Raw genomic sequence first — 22,065 nt, 5'->3', positions numbered from 1 at the left:
GGGTCCCAAAACAAAAAAAGCGACGTCGTCGGTGCAGGGGGACGGGTCGCGCGGCGCCATTCTAGTCCATTCCCCCGGCCGGTGCCGTCGACATCGGCGGCCTTCCGGTTAAAGAAGATGAAAGTGCGGCCGATGCTGCGACGACGGCGGGTGGCCGGATTCGCGTGAAGAGGCAGGGCGGTCAGTGACGGCAAGGGCACCACAACGACAGGGCGGGCGGCGATGACGCCGGCCTGGTGGCGATCGCTGCGCGGCTGGCTGGCGCGCTCGACCGGGGCCGCGCCGTCCCGGTTGGCGGCGGTGTCGCGACAGGCGGTGGCGGCGGCTGCGGCCAGCCTGCAGGGTGAGGCGCTGCCTTCGGCCGAGATCGCTGCACATCTGCAGCGCGGCCTGCATGCGCTGGCCCTGTACCCGCGCCTGGCCGGTGAATCCACGCCGGTGCAGGCCGCGGGACTGGGCGAGGCGGTGGCGCGCGCGCTGCAGGACCGGGACTGGGCGGCCCGTCAGTTGCCGCGCCGCCCGCAGCTGCTGCCGCAGCTGATCCAGACGGTCAACGACGATGCGGCATCGGCGCGGGTGATGGCGGCGATCATCGGCCAGGACCCGGTGCTGACCGGCAACCTGCTGCGCATCGCCAACAGCCCGGCCTACAAGGTGCACGAGCGCCCAGTGGAAAGCCTGCAGCGGGCGGTGACACTGGTCGGAACCGAAGGCGTGCGACAGATCATCAGCGCGGTGCTGGTACAGCCGGTGATGCAGGTGCAGTGCGAGGTGTTTCCGCAGTTCAGCACGATCATCTGGGAGCACGCGCTGCTGGCTTCGCGCGCAGCCGCTGACCACGCACGCACGGTCACCTTCGGCGATGCCTTCGCCGCCCAGTGGCTGGGCCTGGTACAGGGGCTGGGGGCCGCACTGGTGATGCGCCAGCTGCTGCAGGAAGCGCAGGCACGCGATGAGACGGTGGAGCCGGCGCTGGCGCTGCAGCTGCTCCAGCAGTGGTCGCTGCCGTTGGCGCAACGCGTGGCTGCGGCCTGGGAGCTGCCCGAGCCGGTGCACCAGGCACTGGCGCCCGAGGCGGATGGCCCGCTGGCTGACAGCCTGCGCCTGGCCAGTGCGGCCGCAGCGGCCAGCCTGCTGTGCCGGCATGGACATGCCAGCCAGAGCCGCATGCTGGCCCTGCTCGAACAGTTGCCTTCGGCGCCGCCGCATGCCCTGCGCTGGATCTGGCGGCGCCTGCACGGGCGCAGCGTGGAAACACGCGATGACGCTGGACAGGAAGAGGCGGGTCCGGCGCCCTGAGCGTTACAGCTGCGATTCCACCGGCAGCCAGCTGATCACCCGCGACAACCAGCGCTTGCGCGCCGTTGCCCCTGGCTCGGCCTCCACCCAGTGTGGTGGTGGTTCACGCTCCAGCCAGCGCAACCGGTGACGGTCGTCCAGCGCCAGCCACCAGCTGTGCCTGGGATCGGCCAGGCGCAGGTACTCGTCCCGCAGCTGTGCGCCCAGTACCGGATCGTCGAACAGCACGCCCATTTCAGTGTTCAGATAGGCCGAGCGCGGGTCGAGGTTGAACGAACCGACGAAACCGCGGCGATCGTCGACCAGGAACGCCTTGGTATGCAGGCTCGCGCCGCTGCTGCCGAACACGCCGGCATCGGCGGACTGCCCCTGCGCTTTCAGTTCGTACACGTGGACGCCAGCTTCGAGCAATGGCACGCGGTAGCCCATGTAGCCACCGTGCACGGCGGCAACGTCATTGGCGGCCAGTGAGTTGGTGACCACGCCGACCTGCACGCCCCGCCCGGCCATGGCCGAAAAGCCATCCAGGCCTTCGTTGCCGGGTACGAAGTAGGGCGAGATCAACAGGACCTTGTGCCGGGCGGCCTGCAGCTCACTGATCAGGGTCGACACCAGCCAGGCAGCGCGATCGTCCTTGCGGTGCTTCATCGGCGGGTCCGACACGATGCGCACTGCACCGCTCCAATGTAGCGGCTCAGGGCTTGGGCGCTGCCGTTTGCGCGATTCGGCCACGCGCGCAAGGTAGGGCCGGGCCACGTCGCGCTGCGCTTCGTGATCCGATTCGCGGACCAGCAGGCGCAGCTGTGCATCGGTATGGAAGGCAAGCGCCGATACCGGTATGGCCGCTTCACTGTTCCAGTAGTCGTCGAAGATGCGGTTGGCCTGCTCCACGGCGGGGCCGGCAACCAGCAGATCCAGGTCCTGGAAATTCACATCGGTGCGTGCGCTGAAGTACTCCTCGCCGATGTTGCGGCCACCGACGATCGCGACTCGGCCGTCGGCAATCCAACTCTTGTTGTGCATGCGGTGGTTCACGCTGAAAGCGCGCTGCACCAGTTCCAGCGTGCGCGCGATGCCGCTGCGGTTTCGGAACGGGTTGTAGAGGCGGATTTCAATGTTCGGGTGCCGGTCCAGCGCCATCATCAGCGCGTCCTTGTCCTGGGCGTTCATGTCGTCAAGCAGGATGCGCACGCGCACACCGCGCTCGGCGGCGTCGTACAGCGCCTTGGCCATCAGGTGGCCGATCAGGTCGTCGTGCCAGATGTAGTACTGCAGGTCCAGGCTGCGGCCTGCGTGCGTGGTGATCATCGCGCGTGCGGCGAAGGCATCCATGCCATCACTGAGGAACGCCACGCCGGACTGTCCGGGGTGTGCGTCCTGCAGCGGCACGATTTCCTGGTCGATGCGGGTCTGCGCCGGCTGCAGTGGCAGCACATGCGAGGGTGCGCCCTGCGCCCGTGGCGTGAGATGGTCGGCCAGCAGCAGCCCGGACAGGACCAGCAGCAACAGCGCGGCGAGGATGATTGCAGCGACGCGCAGCAGGCGTCGCCACAGGGGCTTGGGCAGGCTCATGCCCCGATGGTAGAGCCACGCCATGCGTGGATGAAAGCCAACAGATTCATTGCAGTAGATCCACGCCATGCGTGGATGCCTTCTTCAGGCAATGTCACGCCATGCGCGGATGACTGGAACTTCGCGGTCAGAACCGCTCGTCGCTGCCCAGGTAACGCCACTGCCGCGCGGGCAGCGGTCCCAGTGCCACGCGGCCAATACGCAGCCGGCGCACGGCCGTCACCTGCAGGCCGGCAGCGGTGACCGCCACGCGCAGGCCCTTGGCCGTCAGGCCCTTGCCCGCGAAGCGCAGGCGCTGCTCGCTCTGCCAGCTGACCTTGGCGCCGCCTGATTCCTGCTGCAGCCGCGCCATCAGCCACGGGCCGCGCTCGGGCCCGCCTTCGGCCACTTCAATCAGGTATTCCTGTTCGGTGCGGCCCAGATTGCGCTGCAGATGGGCCAGCGTGGCCGGATCCTGGCTGACCACCACCAGGCCGCTGTCGCTGGCCGGAAGCGAGGCGGCCAGCTGCAGTCCGTGGAAGTGGCGCTGCAGCGGACGGATGTCGCTGGCGTCGAGTTCGCTGCGGCTGTCACTGCTGACCAGCGCGCACAGGGTTTCGGCGGCAACGCCAGCCGGTTTGTGCAGCAGCATGCTGACCCGCTCGGCCTTTTCATCGCTGGCCTGCTCGGCCACGACGATCACCGCGCTGTCATCGACCGGACGCTGTGGCTGTTCCACCACGTCGCCGTTGACCGTGACCCAGCCGCCTTCGATGTAGCGTCGCGCTTCGCCGCGTGGGATGCCGAGCAGAGCGGACAGGCGTTTGTCGAGACGGATCGGTTCCATGGCGGAAAGGTCAGGCAGGGGGCGCGCAGTGTAGCTGCTGCGGCCGGTCAGCGCTGGCCGCGGTTGGCCAGCTCGGTCAGGTACAGGCGGGTATCGAACTCCAGCTGCAGGTAATCCGGCTCCATGTGCTGGCACAGCTGGTAGAAGGCCTTGTTGTGGTCGGCTTCCTTCAGGTGGGCCAGCTCATGCACCACGATCATGCGCAGGAACGCGGCCGGTGCCTGGCGGAACACGGTGGCGATGCGGATCTCACGGCTGGCCTTGAGGCGGCCGCCATGCACGCGGGAGATGGCGGTATGGGTGCCCAGCGCGTGCTTGATCACTTCCAGCGTGTTGTCGTAGCAGACCTTGTTGAGCGGCACCGACTTGCGCAGGTAGCGGTCCTTCAGGTCCTGGGTGTAGTCGTACAGCTGGCGGTCGCTGCGCACTTCGTGCGGGTCGGGGTAGCGCTGCTGCAGCCAGGGGCCGAGTCTGCCCTGTGCCAGCAGGTCGCTGACCTGGGCGACCAGGGGTTCGGGATAGCCGTTGAGGTACTTCAGGACTGCCATGCAGGGGCGGCGGGGCGTCGGTAGAATGGAGCATCCAAGATTACACGCGGTACGCATCGACCATGGCAAAGCCCAACGCGCTGCAGGAACAATTGCTCAAGGCCGGCCTGGCCAAGAAGTCGCAGGCCAGCGCTGCCGCGAGCGCGCAGGCCAAGGCCCGGCAGGGCAAGGCCGAATCGACCTCGGCCGACGTCCAGCGCGAGGCTGAACGGGCCCGCGCCGAGAAGGTCGAGCGCGACCGCGCACTGGCCGCCGAGCGCAATGCCCAGGCCCGTCAGGCTGAACAGAAGGCGCAGGCGAAGCAGATCATCACGGCCCATGCCGTGCCCCACAAGGGCGACGACGAGTACCGCTTCAGCGATGGCGCGGCGATCCGCACTCTGCTGATCGACCCCAAGCTGCGCAAGGCGCTGTCGGTCGGCGTGCTGGTCATTGTCGCAAATGGCGAGGGCTACGCCCTGCTGCCACGTGCTGCTGCCGAGAAGGTGCGTGAGCGCGCCCCGGAGGCGATCATTGTCGACCATGGCCAGCCGGGCTCGACCGCCGAGATCTCCACCGGCAACGCCGAGGACGACGCCTACTACGCGCAGTTCCAGGTGCCGGACGACCTGGTCTGGTAAACAAGAAGGGGACGGAGGGGATTAAGTCGCAATCGGCTTGATCGAACCCATCCGCGCTCTGTTCGTCTTCCTGAAGAGCAGCCGAGCGTGGCTCGGCTCTACATTAAGGCGTGCCTTTTTGCCGGGGTGTATCGTCTCCATATCAGGCGACACACCTGCGGAGGATGGCCATGGCTACCGGTTGGGCGGGAGACGGCGCGGTCCAGGACCAGATCGACGCCACCGTCGACGATGCGATCGCCCGCGCGCGGCGCCAGCTGCGCGAGGGCCCGGGTCTGGAGCACTGTGAGGAATGCGACGCGCCGATCCCGTTGGCGCGGCGCCAGGCCGTGCCCGGTGTCCGGCTGTGCGTGGCGTGCCAGCAGGCGCATGACGACGAAGAACAGGCGCATGCCGGCTACAACCGGCGTGGCAGCAAGGACAGCCAGTTGAGGTAAAGGTTGTTCGGCAGGGCTGCGCCCTGCACCCGCCGAAGCCTTCAAGCCAAGGCAGCAGCAACAGCAAAAGCTGGCATTCCGTGGGGTGGCGGGGCGGTGTCGGAGTGCGGGGACGCCGCAAGTACGTCCTTGTAGGCTTGGCAGCCGCATCCATGCGGCTGACACCCCGCACTCCGACACCGCCCCACCTCCGACAGATTTCCGCGATCGGGTACATCCCGCCGTGCGTGGATAAATTTCCATCGAAATCGAAAATTTCGATATCGGAATGATTTGAGCCGAGCATGGCTCGGCTCTACAGAAGAACGGACAGCTCGCGGAAATCTGTCGAAGGCGGGGTGGGTCCGGTTGAGGGGGCGTGAGCCGCATGGATGCGGCGACCGAGCTTACATGGACGTACTTGCAGCGTCCCCCTCAACCGGACCCACCCCGCCATCCCACGGATAGCATGCTTTTGCCGTTGCCGTTGCTCCAAGCAGGTGCAGGGCGCAGCCCTGCCGAAAACCCCACCCTCAACCGTCGCCCTGGATGCCACCAGGCGCCTGTGCCGGGTCGCGCCAGCGGCGCACCGTGCGCTGGAAGAACAGGTTGTTCGGCAGCTGCAGCACCGTGCCTTCGTGGCCGTCGCCGGTCTCCTGCAGCGTGGTGTAGATCAGGTTCACGTCGATCACCCGGCCCTTCAGGCCCGGCTTCTCGCCGTTCTCCAGCACCTCGATGTAGTCGTGCAGGCGGAACGGGCGGGTGGTGAAGATCAACAGCGTGCAGAAGATGTTGGACAGCACGCTCCACGCCGCGAAGAAGGCCACCGCGCCCACGGCGGCGAAGCCGGTAAACGCGGTCCACAGCACCGACGGCTTCGCGCCGAGCAGGCTGAGGATGTAAAGCAGGGCACTGAAATAGACCACGAAACTGGTGATCCGGCGTGCACCCATCACCATTTCGGGCGGCAGCGTGTAGTGCTCGGCGAAGCGGCGGATCAGGCGACGGGCGAGCACGCGCAGGAGCCACGCAACCAGCAGCACCAGTACGATCTGCACGGCGACGCCGGCGTAGTTCAGCCACGGGTGGGTCCAGGCGGGCAGGTGATCCTTCAGCGACAACATCATGGGGCGACTACGGAGGGGGAAACGGCCCCCGATGTTACCCGGCGCGTGCGGGGGATTCGACCGCCGGGGTCCAGGCCAGGCAGACCAGCTCCTGGCGGTGCTGCTGCAGGCAGGCGCGGCCGTTGTCGGGGCGCAGTTGCAGTGACAGGCCCAGCGCCTGCAGCAGGATGCAGGCGGTGATCACCAACAGGGCGGCGCAGGATGGGCTGGACATGGCAGGACTCCTGGACGGCAATTTTGCGAAGGACCTTCCATGGATGCAGCAGCCATCAAAAAGGTTGCATGGCATTGATCGTGGATGAGCTCTAAACCTTTTTCCGGGTTGCCGCATCCAAGCGATATGCTCGACACCACCATGCCCGCGCTGCCTGCCGCCAACGACGCCGTCGACGAACCCGCCCTGGTGCGGGCGGCCGCCGCCGGCGACACCGCGGCCTATGAACTGCTGTACCGGCGCCACGCGCCCCGGGTATTCGCTGTGCTGTGGCGGCTGTGTGGCGGCCAGCAGGTACGCGCCGAGGACGCGCTGCAGGAAGCGTTCCTGCAGGCATGGAAGGCGCTGCCGGGCTTCCGTTTCGAGAGCAGCCTGTCGACCTGGCTGCACCGGCTGGGCGTCAACGCCGCGCTGATGGAACTGCGCGGGCGTGCTGCCGGGCAGGACCATGACAGCCTCGACGAAGTGGACGGAGGGTTGCAGGAACTGGCGGTACACGACCGCTGTGCCGGCACCGAACGCGACCTCGAACGGGCGCTGTCGACACTGCCGCCACGGGCACGTGCGGTACTGGTACTGCACGACATCGAAGGCTGGAAACACCAGGAAATCGCCGAACAGCTGCAGATGGCCGTCGGCAGTTCCAAGGCACAGTTGCATCGTGCGCGCGGCCTGTTGCGCGCACGGCTGGGAGACATGACATGAATACACCCGACCACGATTCCGACCACGATCTACTGGCACGGCTGCGCGCGCTGCCAAGCGAGCGCGACGTACCCACCGATGGCTGGGCACGCCTTTCGGCCCAGCTGCCGCCGCGTGAGCCGCAGGCGGCGCCTGCGCCGGGCGACAACGTGGTGGCCCTGCCGAACCGTTCGCGTCGGCGTTGGTGGTTGCCGGTGGGTGCGGTGTTGGCGGCCAGCCTGGCGGTCTACGCCGTGGCGCCGTGGCGCCATGCGCAGCCAGAGGTGCCGGTACCTTCAGCACTGCAGCTGCAGGCGGCGGCGATGACCGAGCAGTACCAGCAGGCCGTTGCTTCGCTGCCCGATGGACGGGCGCCGGAATGGCAGCCGGCCCTGCACGAACTGGATGAAAGCGCGGCGCAGATCCGTGCCGCCCTGGCGCAGGACCCGCGTGCGCCGCACCTGCTTGGCCAGCTCAAGCGCACCTATGCGCTGCGGCTGGAACTGACCCGGCAGGCGGCCTATGCCGCCGAGTCCGGCTTGACGACCTGAGGAGACCCCCATGACCCGAACCCTGATTTCCTGCTGTGTCGCGCTGCTGCTGGCCCCTGCCGTAGCACTGGCCGACACCCGCATCGACGAGCGCCACACCCTGGCCGCGGGCGGTCGCATCGAGCTGAGCAACGTGGCCGGCAAGGTGACCGTGCGTGGCTGGGACCGCAATGACGTGCAGCTCACCGGCACGCTCAGCGACGGCCTGCAGTTGCGCCAGGAGAAAAGCGCCAACCGGGTGCGCTGGGAGATCGAATATCCGCGCCGCAGCAACAATGGTGGCGCGACGCTGGTGCTGAACGTGCCGCGCTCGGTGGAGCTGCTGCTGAGCACGGTCAGCGCCAGCCAGGACATCAGTGGCATCGATGTGCGACGGCTGCAGGCCGACACGGTCAGCGGCAGCCTGAGCGCAGCTGGCCGCAGTGGCGACAGCAAGCTCAACACGGTCAGTGGCAGCGTCAGTGCACGCCTGCAGACGCCGAAGCTGGACGTGAATACGGTCAGTGGCCGGATCGAGGCCGGCGGCGGGGTATCCGGTGATATCGGTGCGCAGACGGTGTCTGGCCGGGTCGAGGTGGACGCCGGGCGCGTGCAGCGGCTGGCGGTGGAGACCGTCTCGGGCAGCATCGATCTGGCAGCAGCCGGATTGGCACCCGGTGGCCGCATCAATGTCGAATCGGTCAGTGCCTCGGTCACGCTGAGCCTGCCGCGCACGGTGTCGGCACAGCTGTCGGTGAACAGCTTCAGCGGGTCGATCAACAGCGATGCCGGGCAGGTGGAGCGGCCGCGCTATGGGCCGGGCAGCCACCTCGATACCCGGCTGGGCGGCGGCGACGGTGACATCCGCATCCAGTCGCATTCGGGCAGTGTGCGGGTACGCCTGGACCGCTGAGCGCGATCCGGCAGGCCGCGGCGGCAGCGCCGCCGCGGTCAGTGTTGGGTCAGCTGGCCTTCTTCAGTGCCCAGGTGGTGCCGAGAACTTCGATCTTGCCACCGGCCTTGCGGAACGCTGCCAGGTCCGAAGCGATCGAATCGCTGCTGACCACGGTGCTGGCGGCCGCGCCCTTGCGTTCGCTGCGGATGCTGTTGCTGGCCTTCGCGGGGGTCTTTGCCTTGCGGGGCATGGTTGCTCCTGTCAGGTGGAAGGGGAGGAAAGCGCCCAGGCGTCGGCCTGGCGCAGGTAGTCCTGCCGCTCGCGGCGGCAGTCATCGCCGCCCATCGAAAACTGGCGGCAGATCGCCGGGCGCTGCGAATAGATCGTGCAGCGCAGGTGATAGGGATCGATCGCCGCACACCAGCCTTCCTCGTTGCGCGCCATCACGGCACGGCCGTGGGTGTCGCGTGACAGGAACTGGCCAGGCACGTGGTCGCCGGGCTGCAGCAGCACGGGCAGCCGGCAACAGACCGCGTCACAACGGCGGCAGTCGATGGGTGCAGGTGCTGCGTCAGGTTGTAAGGCCACAGGGGCCTGGCGGGTGCCCAAAGCGGGTCTCGATGGCGGCTCAGGTGCTGCGCGGACCATGAACGAGCCAGGAAGGCATGGCCGCTAGGCCCGCAGGGCGGGCCAGGCTGCACCGTGGACACACACCGGCGTGGCCGGTGGAAGGTGCAGCGGAGTTCTAGCCGACCAAGAGTAACTTAGACCGCGTAACGTTTTGTTAATCCTGGCTGGCTGCCGCCAAGGCCAGGCCCTGGACCACGCCCAGCGAGGGCTCGCCGTGGACCATACGGGCGCCCGGGAAGGCCTCGGCCACGGCCTGGCGCAGGTAACCGGCGCGGGACATGCCGCCGGTGAGGAACACCGCATCCGGGTCGCCCCCGATGTCGCTGCGGACCTGGGCCAGCAGTTCCCGGATCTGCTCCAGGTAGCCATGGGCGGCGGCGGCCAGGCCATCGGCGCTGCTGTCGGCATGCAGGTCGCGGGCGATGTAGTCCAGCGTGCTGCGGTGCTCGCTGGCGGCGCTGAGGGCGATCTTGGCGCGTTCGACGTCGCGGTACAGCCGCGCGGTGTTGCCGGTGTCCTGCAGCGCCTGCAGGCGGTCGCCCCACGGTGCGTCCACATGGTCGTACTTGTGCAGGCGGAACTCGCGCTGGCGGGTCATGTCCTGCACGGTGGCCGCTTCCACGTAGTGGTGGGCGGGCACGCGGGTGATGCCGCGGCCGAACAGCGGCATGTAGCTGGACAGGCTCAGCGCCAGGTCGATGTCGGTACCGCCGCGGGCGATACCCCAGGCGCGGTGGATGCGCGGGGCATCGTCGCCGCCGACTTCGGCATGCGCGATGTCGGTGGTACCGCCACCGATGTCGACGATCACCGCCTGGTGCCGCTCGCGGCTTTCGGCGTGGTAATGCATGGCCGCCGCGGCCGGTTCCTCGAGGAAATCGATCTGGTCGAAGCCGGCCTGGGTGGCGGCCTCGCGCAGGATGTCCAGCGCCTGGTCGTTGCCGGCCGCACCGATCGAGCTGCGGAACTGCACCGGGCGACCGAGCAGGGCGGCACGCAGCGGCTGGCCGAGCTGGGCGCTGGCAGTCAGGCGGATGTGCTCGAGGATGTGTGCGGCGATGCCGGTGATGGTCTGCTTCGCGCGCGGGTGCAGGTTGTAGCCCAGCATCGACTTCGGGCTCTGCACCAGGTTGCCTTCGTGTTCCTCGAAATAGGCTTCCAGCGCGTCATCGCCGTAGACCGCGTTCTGCAGCAGGTCGCTGGCGCTGCGTTCCTTGCCGGCGCGGGCTTCCATCCATTCCCGGCGCAGTGCGCGCAGGGCTTCGCGGCGCAGTGCCTGTGGCGTGCGTTCCTGGCCGGCGGCACGGGCTGCGCGCGCGGCGCTGTCGATCATCTGCTGCAGCTGGTGTTCCTGGCCGTCATCGAGCTGGAAGTCGTCCGGATCGGGCACCACGCCGGGGAAATACACGCTGGTGCGGAACTGCTCGGCATCGCCGAAGCGGATCGGCAGCAGTTTTCCCTCATGCACGATGGCGGCGGCGGAGTTGCTGGTACCGAAGTCGATGCCGAGGCGCATGGGAGTTCCGGGGGCGATCAGGGGCCGCGCACTCTGCTGCAGTTCGCCGCCGACTGCAAGTTCCAGCGGGCGTGCTGTTCTGGTCCGGGTCCAGTGGGCAGCCCGGAGCCTGCCCGGAAAAGGGCCGGGGAAGCCAGCCGGTTACAATGGCGGCTGTTGATTCACTTTGAGGTATTTGCTGATGTCTTCTGCCCCCGCCTGCCCGCAGTGCACCCTGGAAAACACCTACGCCGATGGTGCGCTGTGGATCTGCGCCGACTGCGGTTTCGAATGGACCGCCGAGGAAAGCGCCGGGTCCACCCTGGTCGTGCGTGACAGCAACGGCAATACCCTGCAGGCCGGCGACACCGTCACCGTGATCAAGGACCTGAAGGTGAAGGGGTCTTCGATCCCGCTCAAGCAGGGCACCGTGATCCGCAACATCCGCCTGGTCGAGGATGATGCCGAGCACATCGAAGGCAACTCGGACAAGATCAAGGGCCTGGTCCTGAAGACCTGCTTCCTCAAGAAGGCCTGATCACCTTCAGCGCCTGGCCTGCTGCTGCGCGCGCCAGCGGGCCAGGCTGTCCAGCTTGGCCTGGTAGCGCGCCTGCTCCGGCGCGCCCCCCAGTTCCTGTGCACGCAGCAGTTCGCGATCGGCGCGCTTGAGCTGGCCAGCCAGGAAATAGACCCGCGCCAGCCCGAAGTGGAACTGATGCGCGGTGTCATACAGGCGCACGGCCTGCCGGTAATAGCGGATCGCCTGGTCCAGCTGGCCGGCCCGTTCGGCCTTGGCGCCGAACATGTACTGCGCGAACGGGTCTTCGCGCTGCACCGATTTCAACCGGCGCTCAAGTGACTGCGCCTGCGCGGTCAAGCCCAGGCTGCGGAACAGCGCGGAGGCATTGGTCAGTGCGGCATCCTGGCGGCCGTCCAGCTGCAGCGACCGGTCCAGCGCCTGCCGCGCCGCCTCGTTGTTGCCTTCGCGGTGGTCGAGCACGCCGAGGTTGTTCCACACTGGAGCGAACCTGCTGTCCTGAGCCACGGATGCGTCGAAGAATGCACGGGCGCCGCCGAAGTCACCGTCGGCGAGGCGCTCCGCACCCCGGTTGTTGTAGAAATGCGCCAATGCCCGCGCACGGCTCACGGGAACCGGCCCGCGGCGGTCATAGAGCACATTGCGATCCAGGTCGACGGTACCGAAACGCCCGCCGACATCGACGCCGGCATTGACGTGGCCGACGCTGTAGACCACGCCCGCGTCCTGGTCCTGGTACCAGGACACCACCTGCCCGACTTCCTGCACGCGGGCCTGGATGCCCGCCTCCCGCGCAAGCGTCACGAACAGCAGGGTGAAGGCCAGACAGTTGGCGCGGCGGTGCTGCCAGATATCGCTGACGGTGTAGGTCGCATTGGCGTCGTACTGCAGGTCCAGCCCGTGCTGGTCGAAGATCATCTCCACGAGCGCCTGCAGGCGCTGGTCGCGGGAGTAGCTGCGCTGGATCACCTGCTTCTGGAGCATCGCACGCAGGTCCGCGGGAATGGCGAACACTTCTTCCGGGGTCGGCACGCGTGCGGCCGACACGGTGATGGTCGGGGTCGTCACCACGTCGGCGGGCGGTGCCTGGCCTGCGCCGAAGGCAGGAGCACAGAAGGCCAGCAGCGAAAGGGTGAGGCAATGGGCGGCAGAACGGTACATGACGGTTCCCGGCAGCGGCGGGCGCTCCCGCCTGGGGCGAGTGTATTCCCATGGATGCCCAGCTGCAGCGACCGTTGGTCGGCGCCGCGTTCATCCACAACCGATGTGGACCAGCGCGCGACAAAGCTGTGGACAACTGGCTCCGGGCCTCGCCTGGCAAGCGTTGTGAGTGTGTGGTGAAAAAACCGCCAGCTTGCCCGGCGCCGGCACAGGCGGGATGATCCGGGCATGGAATTCTCACCGCTGACGCTTGCCCCGGCGCAGTGGCAGGCGCTGCAGGACAGCTATGCCACGCCGCCACGCGCCTACCACCACTTCGGCCATGTGCGCGCGGTGCTGCAGCACTGCCAGGAGGTGGCCGACGGCCCCGGCTGGAAGCAGCCGGCCGAGATCTACCTGGCCGTGCTCTATCACGACGCGATCTACCAGGCGGGTCGCAAGGACAACGAGGCGCGTTCGGCGCAGCTGGCCCTGCAGGCGATCGCACAGGCGCCGGCGCTTGCCGGTGTCGACGCTGCTCGCGTGGAGCAGTTGATCCTGCTGACCGCCCGCCATGGCGCGCTGGGTCCGGAGGATGTGGATGCCGAGGCGGCGCTGTTCCTGGACTGCGACATGGCGATCCTGGCTGCACCGGAGCCGGTGTTCGCCGCCTATGACCGTGGCGTGGCCGAAGAATACAAGGGCGTGGTGCCCGGCTTCCTGTACCGTGCCGGCCGTCGCCGATTCCTGCAGGGCCTGCTGCGCGCACCGCGGATCTTCTTCAGTGAGTTCTTCCACCAGCGCCTGGACGCGGCCGCCCGTGACAACCTGCGTCGCCAACTGGGTGGTTGAGCCGGCCCGGTACACTGGTGTCCTGTTTCCAATGATTGTTGTTTCCGACCGTGTCCGTTCCTGATCCCGATCCCCGCCCGCTGCCACCGGAAGAGCCCGGTCCCAACGAGTGCTGCGGCAGTGGCTGCCCGCTATGCGTGCTGGACCTGTATTCCGATGAGCTGCAGCGCTACCGCAAGGCACTGGCCGAGTGGAAGACGCGGCATCCCGAGGCCGCACCATGAGCCGTGCGCGCCCGGCGGCGGTGCTGGCATTGGTGGCGCTGCTGCTGTTCGTGGCCACCGCGCTGTGGACCCAGGTCGCGCGCAGTGATCTGGACTGGGTGCGGGCGACCTTGAGCCTGTACCTGCACGGGCCGTGGGGGCTGGCGTTGCGTGCTGCCTACTGCCTGCTGGCGCTGGCCATTGCCGCACTTGGCATTGCGCTGTATCGCGGCAGCATCGGCCCGCGGCGCAGTGCGGCCGCCCCCTTGCTGTTCACGGTTTCCGCGCTGGGCCTGGCGACGGTGGCGATCGGCGACAGCTGGCTGCCTGAAGCGACGCCGCTGCTGGCACCGTTCATCCATGGACTGGCAGCCAACACGGCGTTCCTGTGTGCCAGCGTCGGCATGCTGTTGCAGGCCTGGTACCTGCGCCGCGAACCGGGTTGGCAGTCCGCCGCGGGCCTGCTCTGGGGCTGGGCATGGCTGGCCTTCGTGCTGCTGTGGCTGCATGTGCTGTGGCGTGGTGGACCACCGCGTGGGCTGGGACAGAAAGTGGTGATCGCGGTGATCGTTGGCTGGCTGCTGTATCTGGCGATGGCCCTGTACCGTCGCAGCCGCCAGGCCGCGGCCCACTGAATCCCCAACGGCCTGCGCCGGTACGTGCCGTGCACGCGGCGGCGGCGTATCGTGTGCGCATTCCATCGGGGATGCGATATGAAGCGTGCAGGGCTGGGCAGGGCAATGGGTGTGGTACTGGCGCTGGCCGCGCTGCCGGCGACGGCGGCCGTGACCCCGCAGCAGTTCAGCCATGGGCGGTTCGAGCAGATTCCGGTGCACATGCCGGCCGGCACGCCGCAACGGGTGGTGATCTGGTTCCACGAACCCACGGCCGGCGGTGACACCAGCCGCCTGCCGATCGAGGCCCTGCGTGCCGATGGCGCGCTGGTCGCGGCAGTGGACATTGCGCACCTGCGCGGTGTGCTCAAGCGCGAGGGGGACCCGACCTGTTCGTTCGGTTCCGGTGACGTCGAGAATTTCTCACGCTGGCTGCAGGCCTCGTTGCATCTGCCCGGCTACCACCTGCCGCTGGTCGGCGGTGATGGCGAAGGTGCCGAGATGGCCTATTCGCTCGCGGCGCAGGCCGATACCCAGGTGTTCGCCGGTGTACTCACCACCGGCTTCTGCCCGGACCACAACCACCAGCGCATGGTCTGCGGCGATGGTGTGAAGCACAACAGGCTGCAGCCTGCCGAACTGAATTTTCCGTGGTTGAGCGCGGCAGGTGATCACGGCTGCAAGGTGGGCCAGGCCAACCAGTTCGTGCAGCAGGTCGCCATGGCGCGCGAGTTCAAGCGCACTGCGCGCGGTGATGCGTCACCGGGCCTGGTGGCTGCAGCACGGGTGATCGGCGCGCAGGCCGGCGTCAGCCTGGCCCCCCCGCCTGCTGCACTGAAGGGCCTGCCGGTGGTGGAAATGCCGGCGACCGGCAACGGCGATACGCTGGCGGTGTTCGTCTCCGGCGACGGTGGCTGGGCTGGCCTGGACAAGAACGTGGCGTCGTCACTCAACGAGCATGGCGTGGCGGTGGTCGGCATCGATTCGCTGCGTTACTTCTGGAGCGAGCGCACACCGAAGGGCTTTGCGGGCGACCTGCAGAAGATCATCGACCACTACCGCCAGCAGTGGCACCGCGACAAGGTGATGCTGATCGGTTTCTCGCAGGGCGCCGACGTGCTGCCGGCCACGATCAACCAGCTCGACGCCGGTACCCGCGAGGCGCTGGAGCGCATCGTGCTGCTGTCGGTGGGCAGGAAGGCCGACTTCGAATTCCATGTCAGCAACTGGCTGGGCGGTGGCGGCGACGGCCTGCCGATCGCGCCGGAAGTGGCCAGGCTGCCGGCGGAAAAAACGTTGTGCGTGTACGGCGACAAGGATGAGGACGCACTGTGCCCGGACCTGCCGGCCAATGACGGCGTGAGGAAGGTGAAGCTGCCGGGCGATCACCATTTCGGGGGGGACTACGATCGCTTGGCCGGAGTGATCCTCAAGGGCGGGGCGTAGCGTCAAGCCATGCCCGACGCATCGCGGCTTCAGTTCCGCCGCGGATCCAGCGAGATCAGGCGCGTGGCATCCAGCAGCGCGGCCGGCAGATGCATGCCGCCGGGCGCCGCGAGATAGCGTGGCCGCCACTGCGGATCGAACTTCGACTTGAAGCGGCGCAGGCCACTGAAGCCATAGAAGCGTTCGCCATGCCGCGCCAGCAGGCCGGCCAGGCGGTTCCAGCGACCGGCCAGCCGATGCTGGGCCAGACCGGACAACGGCGCCATGCCCAGCGAGAAGCGCGCATAACCCTGCGCGCGGCCCCACAGGAACAGTTCGATGAAGAGGAAGTCCATCGTGCCCTTCGGTGCTTCGTTGACGTGGCGCATCAGGTCGACCGACAGCTCGGCGCCGGCCGGTGCCTGCCACAGGTTGGCGAACGCCACGATCTGGCCTTCGGCCTCGACCAGCGCTACCGGGAAGCGCACCAGGTAATCGGGGTCGTAGCTGCCCAGCGAGAAGCCCTTCTCATCGCCGGCCTTGTCTTCCAGCCATGCATTGGAAATTGCGTGCAGGCGCGGCAGCAGGCTGGGAATTTCCTCCACCGGTGCCACGCGGAAGGACAGGCCGCCGCGTTTGCCACGGTTCCAGGCCTGGCGCAGATCGGCGCGTTCGCGACCTTCCAGCCCGAAATCATGCAGCGGCACCATCGCTTCCTCGCCCAGCTTGACCAGGCCCAGGCCCAGGTCGAGGTAGGTCTGCCAGTAGGTCTCGCCCACCTGGTAGAACACCGGGCGCAGGCCCAGCCGGTCGGCTTCCTCGCGGAAGCGCCAGATCAGCGCGCGCGCCACGTCAGGCGGGCCGACCGGGTCGCCCATCGCGATCAGCGAACCGCCGTAGCGCTGCATCATCACGAAGCCCTGTTTCGCATCATCGCGCAGCACCGCCTTGTCGGCGGTCAGTACCAGGCAGGCCTGGGTATCGGTGGCGCCGGCCAATACCGGCGCCAGTGATTGCAGCGTGGCTTCGTCGGCGGCCGGCAGCGGGCTGCGGGTGCTGTGCAGCAGCCGCGCCAGGCCGAACATCACCAGCGCGATGGCTACCACCAGCAATGCACGCAGCGCGCGCGGTGCGTTGCCCGACACCGCGAACTGCCACCACAGCTCGTTCTGGTACTCGACATGGCTGTAGGTGAAGAACAGCAGCCAGGTGACCGCGACCAGCACCAGGCCGAGATTGCGCAGCCACGGCCACGACCAGGCTTCGTCCAGCAGCGCACCCTGGCGGTAGAACTCGCGACGTGCGGCCCACAGCGCCATCGCCACCAGCACTGCCGAGACGGCGATCAACAGTTGGCCACCGCGCAGCCACAGCGGCAACGGGGTGATCACGCACACCGCCATTGCCAGCATCCACGCGGCGTGGCTGCGTCGGGCCAGGCCCTGGCCGATCAGCAGCAGGGCGACGCCGCTGAGGCTGCCGATCAGGTGCGAGGTTTCCAGGATCGGCAGCGAGGCGTTCACCAGGTGACGGCGTGGCGTCGGCAGCGTGCCGTCGATGACCAGCGCGGCGCCGATGCTGAATACCGCCAGTGCGATGATCTGCGGCAGCCATGGGCGCAGCGCGTTCCAGCCAGCACGGGTTGCCCCGGCGCTGGCCTGCAGCGGCTGACGCAGGGCGGGCGCAAGGGCAAGCAGGGTGGCCAGCAGCAGCGGCAGCACGTAGTAGGTGACACGGTAGATCAGCGCTGCCGCCAGCACCGCTGCCGGTGCCACCTGCGGCAACAGCTTCAGCAGGCTCCACTCGAACACACCCAGGCCTGCGGGCACGGTGGAGACCAGGCCGGCCAGCACTGCCACCAGGTAGAGGCCGACGAAGCCCGGCAGGCCGGTCGGCGTGGAGTCCGGCAGCAGCACATAGAACGCGGCACTGGCCAGCACCAGCTCGATGACGCTGAGTACGGTGACACCGATCATGGTGCGGCGATCGGGCAGCCACAAGGCGTGACCGAGCACACTGAACTGCCGTCCGTCGCGGCCGACCAGCAGCACGATGCCGAGATAGGCGAGCAGGGCAACGATGCCGACGATGCGCACGGCATCGGGATTCAATGGCAATGCCAACGCTGCCGCGGCGGGTTCCATGCACAGGGCCACGCTGATCAACAGCCATGCACCGAATACGAAACCGAGCGTGCTCATCAGCACCACCTGGCCGATCTGCGCCAGGTCCAGGCCGGCGCTGCGGTAGCCACGCAGGCGCACCGCGCCACCGGTCAACGCGGCAAAGCCCACGGTCTGGCCCAGCGTGTGCGCAAGGAACGCGGTGATGCCGACGCGCGCGGGGTGCACGCGGATGCCGCTGCGACGCAGGCCGATTGCATCGAAGCCGATCAGGCAGGCGTAACTGGCCAGGCCGAGTACCACGGTGAGCGCGATCTGCGTGCCGCTGAGCTGCCGGAACGCCTGGCGGATCGCACGATAGCCGTGCTCGTCGAACTCATTGGCCAGGCCGTGCAGGGCCAGGGCGAGGATCAGCAGCGGGATGACGATGGTGGCAACCCGCTTCCAGGTTGGCGTGGAAGGGGCAGTGGTGGAATCGACGGGGGCGGTCATCGGCGCAAGGGTGCGGCAGGAGGGGCGAGGGTGGTGTCAACGCGGGCGTGGCGCATCGTGCGCCTGTCATCGTCATTTGACCAGTGGGACCGTCGGAGCCCGGTAGTGACTGTCGCGGAGGGTACCCGTGCACCCACCGTCGACCGGTTTGGAGGACAATGCAGGCCTGATCAACCGCAGGAGCCACGCCCATGATGGAGCGTTACGACGTCGGACCGCGCATGTCCGAAATGACCGTATACAACAAGGTCGCCTACCTCTCCGGCCAGATTCCGGAAGACACCAGCCAGGACATCACCGGCCAGACCCGGCAGGTGCTGGCGGAGATCGACAAGCTGCTGGCGCTGGTCGCCAGTGACCGCCAGCACGTGCTGCGCGCCGAAGTGTTCCTGGCCGACATGGCCGACTTCGACGGCATGAACAAGGCGTGGGACGAGTGGGTGGTTGAAGGCGCGACCCCGGCACGTGCCACGGTCGAGGCCAAGCTGGCCCACGCTGACTGGAAGGTCGAGATCGTGGTGACGGCGGCAGTACCGTAACGATTGAATGGGGTCAGATCCTTTTCGCTCAGGAAAGCGGATCTGACCCCGTCACAGCGGCACCAGCTCGATGCAGTCCACCGGGCATGGCGGGATGCACAGCTCGCAGCCGGTGCACAGATCGGCGATTACCGTGTGCATGTACTTGGCGCCGCCGACGATGGCGTCCACCGGGCAGGCCTGGATGCACTTGGTGCAGCCGATGCAGTCGGCTTCCACGATCAGCGCCACCTGCGGCGCCTTGTGCTCGCCGCGCGATCGATCGAAGGGAATGGCAGGTACTCCGAGCACCTGCGCCAGTGCGCGCGCACCGGTATCTCCGCCCGGCGGGCAGCGGTCCACGCCTGCCTCGCCGCGAGCCATCGCCTGCGCATACGGGCGGCAACCGTCGTAGCCGCATTGCCCGCATTGGGTCTGCGGCAGCAGGCGGTCGAGGCGTTCGGTCAGGGGCGGGATCAGGCTCATGCGTGGCGAAGGCTGCGCGTTGGGGTCATTTCAGGGGTTTGCCACGGAACCAGCGCTCGTGGGCCAGGGCCAGCATCGGCTTGTCTTCGGAACTGTCCCCGTAGGCATGGATGCGCACGTAGCGCGACAGGTCGAACTGGCGACGGATGTGCTCAACCTTGCGCGGGCCACAGTCGCCACCGGCATAACGGCCTGTGAGGCGGCCGTCCTGGCTCTCCAGCCGGTTGCAGATCAACTGCAGGCCCAGCTGTTCGCACCATGGCCGCAGGTACAGGTCCAGCGAGCCGGACACGATCACCACGGTGTGCTGCTGTTCCTTGTGCCAGCGGATCTGCTCCAGCATTTCCGGGCGCACCACGTCGGGCAGGAACTCACGCGAGAAGCCGGCGGCCAGCGTGGCGATGTCATCGCTGTGGCGGTCGCTGAAGGTCAAACGGGTGACGCGCGCGCGGATGCGCTCGGCCGATATCAGTTTCAGCTTATACGCGGCCAGCCATGGACCAATCTTCCACCACGCCTGTGCCAGCTGTTCGGCGGTGGCCACGCGGCGCAGGAAACGGCCGTAGGTATCGCAGGTGGTCACGGTGTGGTCGAAGTCGAACAGCGCCAGTTCCATTCCGTTGCCTCCCATCGCGTTGCCCTGTGGCCGGTGCTGCCGGCGGGCGTGGCCGCAACCACGCCCGCTGCAGGCATCAGCGGACCGGCATGCCCGGCTGTGCGCCGCTGTCGGCGTCCAGCAGCGCCAGTGCGCCGCCGTCGAAACCGGCCGACAGGATCATGCCTTCGCTCAGGCCGAAGCGCATCTTGCGCGGGGCCAGGTTGGCGATGAACACCACGCTGCGGCCAACCAGCGTTTCCGGCTCGCCGTAGCTGCCGCGGATGCCGGAGAAGATCTGGCGCTTGCCCAGCTCGCCGGCGTCCAGTTCGAAGCGCAGCAGCTTGTCCGAACCTTCCACGAACTCGCAGACCAGCACCTTGCCGATGCGCAGGTCGAGCTTGGCGAAATCGTCGATGCCGATGTAGGCCGGGGCGTCGGCGCTCTTTGCGTCGTCCTTGGCCGGGGCCGAGGCGGCCGGCTTGACCGCTTCGGTCTTGGCGGCGGGGGCGGCGGCAGCGGCCGGCTGCAGGGTGTCCTTGGAGGCGTCGATCATGGCGTCAATCTTCTTCGGGTCGATACGGGTGAACAGCGGGGTGTAGTCGGTGATGCGGTGGCCCAGCAGCGGCTGCGCCAGTTCGGTCCAGTCGTTGACCGGCGCGGCCAGGAAGGCCTCGGCCTGCGCGGCGGTGGCCGGCAGCACCGGCTTCAATGCGGTGACCAGCACGCGGAACAGGTTCAGGCCCTGGCTGCACACGGCCTGCAGCTGCGCGTCGGCGCCTTCCTGCTTGGCGATGACCCACGGCTTGACGTCGTCGATGTAGCGGTTGGCTTCGTCGGCCAGGGTCATGGTCAGGCGGATCGCTGCGGCCGGGTCGTTGCGCTCGTAGGCTTCACGGATCGGCGCCAGGCCGTCGACGAAGCGCTGGTACTGCGCGGCATCAGGCAGCTGCGCGGCCAGCTGGCCGTCGAAGCGCTTGCTGATGAAGCCGGCGCAGCGGCTGGCCAGGTTGACGAACTTGCCGACCAGGTCGGCGTTGACGCGGGCGATGAAGTCACCCAGGTTCAGGTCGAGATCGTCGACGCCTCCGCCGGACTTGGCGGCGTAGTAGTAGCGCAGCGCTTCCGGTTCCAGGCCGGCGTCGAGGAAGGTGCGGGCCATCACGAAGGTGCCGCGCGACTTGCTCATCTTGGCGCCGTCCACGGTCAGGTAGCCGTTGACGTGCAGGCGGGTCGGCGCGCGGTGGCCGGTACCGTGCAGCACCGCCGGCCAGAACAGGCCGTGGAAGTTGACGATGTCCTTGCCGATGAAGTGGTGCAGCTCGGTGGCGGTACCGGCGCGCAGATGCGCTTCGAAGTCCTCGCCGATCCTGCCGCACAGAGTCTGGAAGCTGGACAGGTAGCCGATCGGCGCGTCCAGCCAGACGTAGAAGTACTTGCCCGGCTGGCCGGGAATCTGGAAACCGAAGTACGGTGCATCGCGCGAGATGTCCCACGCGCGCAGGCCACCTTCGGCATTGAGCCACTCACCGAGCTTGGCCTTCACGCCCGGCAGGGCGACGTCGCCGGTCAGCCATTCGCGCAGGAACGCGTCGAAGTGGCCCACCTCGAAGAAGAAGTGCTCCGAATCGCGCATTTCCGGCGTGGCACCGGAGATCACCGAACGCGGTTCCTTCAGGTCGGTCGGCGCATAGGTCGCGCCACAGACTTCGCAGTTGTCGCCGTACTGGTCGGGGCTGCCGCAGTTCGGGCAGATGCCCTTGACGTAGCGGTCGGGCAGGAACATGCCTTTGGCCGGGTCGTAGAACTGCGCCACCGAACGGCGGCTGATGTGACCGGCCGCTTCCAGCTTCAGGTAGAACTGCTCGGTCAGCGCCTTGTTGGCCGCCGAATTGGTCGAGTCGTAGTGGTCGAAGGCCACGCCGAAGGCGGCGAAGTCACGTTCGTGGCTGGCCTGGATGTTGGCGATGAAGGTTTCCGGGGTGACCCCGGCCTTTTCCGCGGCCAGCATGATCGGCGTGCCGTGGGTGTCGTCGGCGCAGACGAACCAGGCCTTGCCGCCGCTCATTCGCCGCGCACGCACCCAGATGTCGGCCTGGATGTAGCCGACCAGGTGGCCCAGGTGCAGCGGGCCGTTGGCGTAGGGCAGGGCGGTGGTGACGAGCGCGGTACGGGTCATGGTCGCGGGGTGAAGCCGAGGGGAACCGCAGAGTATCGCATGCC

At 67.8% G+C, this 22,065-nt stretch carries 25 protein-coding genes; 12 read left to right on the top strand and 13 right to left on the bottom strand.

Going from position 1 to position 22,065, the window contains the following annotated elements:
- Nucleotides 1–222 precede the first annotated feature (222 nt).
- The gene (locus N5D45_RS18840) at nucleotides 223–1,299 is read left to right on the top strand and encodes an HDOD domain-containing protein (RefSeq protein WP_049409049.1); all 1,077 of its coding nucleotides are present in this window, start codon (nucleotides 223–225) and stop codon (nucleotides 1,297–1,299) included.
- A gap of 3 nt (nucleotides 1,300–1,302) precedes the next feature.
- On the opposite strand, the gene N5D45_RS18835 is transcribed toward N5D45_RS18840, so the two are convergent.
- The 3 genes from N5D45_RS18835 to N5D45_RS18825 form a co-directional block, all read right to left on the bottom strand.
- A complete protein-coding gene (locus tag N5D45_RS18835) occupies nucleotides 1,303–2,895 on the bottom strand; it encodes a phospholipase D family protein (protein ID WP_049481929.1) in 1,593 nt (530 codons plus the stop codon).
- A gap of 103 nt (nucleotides 2,896–2,998) precedes the next feature.
- The gene (locus N5D45_RS18830; RefSeq protein WP_019338833.1) at nucleotides 2,999–3,697 is read right to left on the bottom strand and encodes an RNA pseudouridine synthase; all 699 of its coding nucleotides are present in this window, start codon (nucleotides 3,695–3,697) and stop codon (nucleotides 2,999–3,001) included.
- A gap of 47 nt (nucleotides 3,698–3,744) precedes the next feature.
- Nucleotides 3,745–4,245, bottom strand: coding sequence for a M48 family metallopeptidase (locus tag N5D45_RS18825; RefSeq protein ID WP_049409052.1), 501 nt, complete (start codon nucleotides 4,243–4,245; stop codon nucleotides 3,745–3,747).
- A 62-nt stretch (nucleotides 4,246–4,307) separates the two neighbouring features.
- Between N5D45_RS18825 and N5D45_RS18820 the strand changes: the two genes are divergently transcribed.
- Nucleotides 4,308–4,865, top strand: a complete 558-nt coding sequence (locus N5D45_RS18820) for a DUF2058 domain-containing protein (protein WP_019338831.1) — start codon at nucleotides 4,308–4,310, stop codon at nucleotides 4,863–4,865.
- Nucleotides 4,866–5,035: 170 nt separating this feature from the next.
- The gene (locus tag N5D45_RS18815) at nucleotides 5,036–5,302 is read left to right on the top strand and encodes a DksA/TraR family C4-type zinc finger protein (protein ID WP_010482865.1); all 267 of its coding nucleotides are present in this window, start codon (nucleotides 5,036–5,038) and stop codon (nucleotides 5,300–5,302) included.
- Nucleotides 5,303–5,814: 512 nt separating this feature from the next.
- Here the strand turns inward: N5D45_RS18815 and N5D45_RS18810 are convergent.
- Together N5D45_RS18810 and N5D45_RS18805 are read right to left on the bottom strand one after the other, a co-directional pair.
- Nucleotides 5,815–6,408 (bottom strand): mechanosensitive ion channel family protein, encoded by a 594-nt coding sequence (locus N5D45_RS18810; RefSeq protein WP_010482867.1) that lies wholly within the window; start codon nucleotides 6,406–6,408, stop codon nucleotides 5,815–5,817.
- Nucleotides 6,409–6,442: 34 nt separating this feature from the next.
- Complete coding sequence (locus tag N5D45_RS18805; protein WP_057504189.1) at nucleotides 6,443–6,622, bottom strand: hypothetical protein; 180 nt, start codon at nucleotides 6,620–6,622, stop codon at nucleotides 6,443–6,445.
- A gap of 126 nt (nucleotides 6,623–6,748) precedes the next feature.
- Here N5D45_RS18805 and N5D45_RS18800 point away from each other — a divergent pair, with 126 nt between their 5' ends.
- The 3 genes from N5D45_RS18800 to N5D45_RS18790 are packed head-to-tail and all read left to right on the top strand — an operon-like array spanning nucleotide 6,749 to nucleotide 8,749.
- Nucleotides 6,749–7,327 carry an RNA polymerase sigma factor gene (locus tag N5D45_RS18800; RefSeq protein ID WP_279939462.1) on the top strand — a complete coding sequence of 193 codons (579 nt, stop codon included), beginning with the start codon at nucleotides 6,749–6,751 and terminating at the stop codon, nucleotides 7,325–7,327.
- The gene (locus N5D45_RS18795) at nucleotides 7,324–7,857 is read left to right on the top strand and encodes a hypothetical protein (protein WP_057504190.1); all 534 of its coding nucleotides are present in this window, start codon (nucleotides 7,324–7,326) and stop codon (nucleotides 7,855–7,857) included. Before N5D45_RS18800 ends, N5D45_RS18795 begins: the two co-directional genes overlap by 4 nt.
- A 10-nt stretch (nucleotides 7,858–7,867) precedes the next feature.
- Entirely contained in the window at nucleotides 7,868–8,749 is an 882-nt protein-coding gene (locus tag N5D45_RS18790; protein WP_005414223.1) for a DUF4097 family beta strand repeat-containing protein, read from the top strand.
- Nucleotides 8,750–8,798: 49 nt separating this feature from the next.
- Here the strand turns inward: N5D45_RS18790 and N5D45_RS18785 are convergent, their stop codons facing one another.
- The 3 genes from N5D45_RS18785 to N5D45_RS18775 all read right to left on the bottom strand — a co-directional run bounded on the left by N5D45_RS18785 (nucleotide 8,799) and on the right by N5D45_RS18775 (nucleotide 10,877).
- Nucleotides 8,799–8,981: a hypothetical protein gene (locus tag N5D45_RS18785; RefSeq protein ID WP_005410566.1), complete on the bottom strand. Its 183-nt coding sequence runs from the start codon at nucleotides 8,979–8,981 to the stop codon at nucleotides 8,799–8,801.
- Nucleotides 8,982–8,992: 11 nt separating this feature from the next.
- Nucleotides 8,993–9,286 carry a YkgJ family cysteine cluster protein gene (locus N5D45_RS18780; protein ID WP_053462562.1) on the bottom strand — a complete coding sequence of 98 codons (294 nt, stop codon included), beginning with the start codon at nucleotides 9,284–9,286 and terminating at the stop codon, nucleotides 8,993–8,995.
- A 229-nt stretch (nucleotides 9,287–9,515) separates the two neighbouring features.
- Nucleotides 9,516–10,877: an Hsp70 family protein gene (locus tag N5D45_RS18775; RefSeq protein WP_057504191.1), complete on the bottom strand. Its 1,362-nt coding sequence runs from the start codon at nucleotides 10,875–10,877 to the stop codon at nucleotides 9,516–9,518.
- Between the two features lie 181 nt (nucleotides 10,878–11,058).
- On the opposite strand from N5D45_RS18775, the gene N5D45_RS18770 reads away from it, so the two are divergent.
- Nucleotides 11,059–11,394, top strand: a complete 336-nt coding sequence (locus N5D45_RS18770) for a zinc ribbon domain-containing protein YjdM (protein ID WP_010482882.1) — start codon at nucleotides 11,059–11,061, stop codon at nucleotides 11,392–11,394.
- A 6-nt stretch (nucleotides 11,395–11,400) separates the two neighbouring features.
- On the opposite strand, the gene N5D45_RS18765 is transcribed toward N5D45_RS18770, so the two are convergent.
- The gene (locus N5D45_RS18765) at nucleotides 11,401–12,555 is read right to left on the bottom strand and encodes a tetratricopeptide repeat protein (protein WP_197657229.1); all 1,155 of its coding nucleotides are present in this window, start codon (nucleotides 12,553–12,555) and stop codon (nucleotides 11,401–11,403) included.
- A gap of 228 nt (nucleotides 12,556–12,783) precedes the next feature.
- Here N5D45_RS18765 and N5D45_RS18760 point away from each other — a divergent pair, with 228 nt between their 5' ends.
- From N5D45_RS18760 to N5D45_RS18745, 4 genes are all read left to right on the top strand, one after another.
- A complete protein-coding gene (locus tag N5D45_RS18760; protein WP_279939461.1) occupies nucleotides 12,784–13,386 on the top strand; it encodes a hypothetical protein in 603 nt (200 codons plus the stop codon).
- Nucleotides 13,387–13,436: 50 nt separating this feature from the next.
- Nucleotides 13,437–13,610: an oxidoreductase-like domain-containing protein gene (locus N5D45_RS18755; RefSeq protein WP_049398321.1), complete on the top strand. Its 174-nt coding sequence runs from the start codon at nucleotides 13,437–13,439 to the stop codon at nucleotides 13,608–13,610.
- On the top strand, nucleotides 13,607–14,224 hold the full coding sequence (locus tag N5D45_RS18750; protein WP_010482890.1) for a DUF998 domain-containing protein: 618 nt from the start codon (nucleotides 13,607–13,609) through the stop codon (nucleotides 14,222–14,224). The genes N5D45_RS18755 and N5D45_RS18750 overlap by 4 nt, the downstream gene beginning before the upstream one ends.
- A gap of 78 nt (nucleotides 14,225–14,302) precedes the next feature.
- Nucleotides 14,303–15,649 carry an AcvB/VirJ family lysyl-phosphatidylglycerol hydrolase gene (locus N5D45_RS18745; protein ID WP_279939460.1) on the top strand — a complete coding sequence of 449 codons (1,347 nt, stop codon included), beginning with the start codon at nucleotides 14,303–14,305 and terminating at the stop codon, nucleotides 15,647–15,649.
- A 29-nt stretch (nucleotides 15,650–15,678) separates the two neighbouring features.
- On the opposite strand, the gene mprF is transcribed toward N5D45_RS18745, so the two are convergent.
- Entirely contained in the window at nucleotides 15,679–18,243 is a 2,565-nt protein-coding gene (gene mprF, locus N5D45_RS18740) for a bifunctional lysylphosphatidylglycerol flippase/synthetase MprF (protein ID WP_197657228.1), read from the bottom strand.
- A 191-nt stretch (nucleotides 18,244–18,434) separates the two neighbouring features.
- Between mprF and N5D45_RS18735 the strand changes: the two genes are divergently transcribed.
- The gene (locus N5D45_RS18735; RefSeq protein WP_005410556.1) at nucleotides 18,435–18,782 is read left to right on the top strand and encodes a RidA family protein; all 348 of its coding nucleotides are present in this window, start codon (nucleotides 18,435–18,437) and stop codon (nucleotides 18,780–18,782) included.
- A 51-nt stretch (nucleotides 18,783–18,833) separates the two neighbouring features.
- On the opposite strand, the gene rnfB is transcribed toward N5D45_RS18735, so the two are convergent.
- From rnfB to metG, 3 genes are all read right to left on the bottom strand, one after another.
- Nucleotides 18,834–19,247, bottom strand: a complete 414-nt coding sequence (gene rnfB / locus N5D45_RS18730; RefSeq protein ID WP_010482896.1) for an Rnf electron transport complex subunit RnfB — start codon at nucleotides 19,245–19,247, stop codon at nucleotides 18,834–18,836.
- Between the two features lie 25 nt (nucleotides 19,248–19,272).
- Nucleotides 19,273–19,863, bottom strand: a complete 591-nt coding sequence (locus N5D45_RS18725; RefSeq protein ID WP_010482899.1) for an HAD family hydrolase — start codon at nucleotides 19,861–19,863, stop codon at nucleotides 19,273–19,275.
- A gap of 76 nt (nucleotides 19,864–19,939) precedes the next feature.
- A complete protein-coding gene (gene metG, locus N5D45_RS18720; protein WP_049411854.1) occupies nucleotides 19,940–22,021 on the bottom strand; it encodes a methionine--tRNA ligase in 2,082 nt (693 codons plus the stop codon).
- Between the last annotated feature and the right edge of the window lie 44 nt (nucleotides 22,022–22,065).

Source organism: Stenotrophomonas sp. GD03819, from assembly GCF_029841665.1.
In the GTDB taxonomy this organism is placed as follows: domain Bacteria; phylum Pseudomonadota; class Gammaproteobacteria; order Xanthomonadales; family Xanthomonadaceae; genus Stenotrophomonas; species Stenotrophomonas geniculata.
This window is presented reverse-complemented; position numbering and strand designations above follow the sequence as displayed.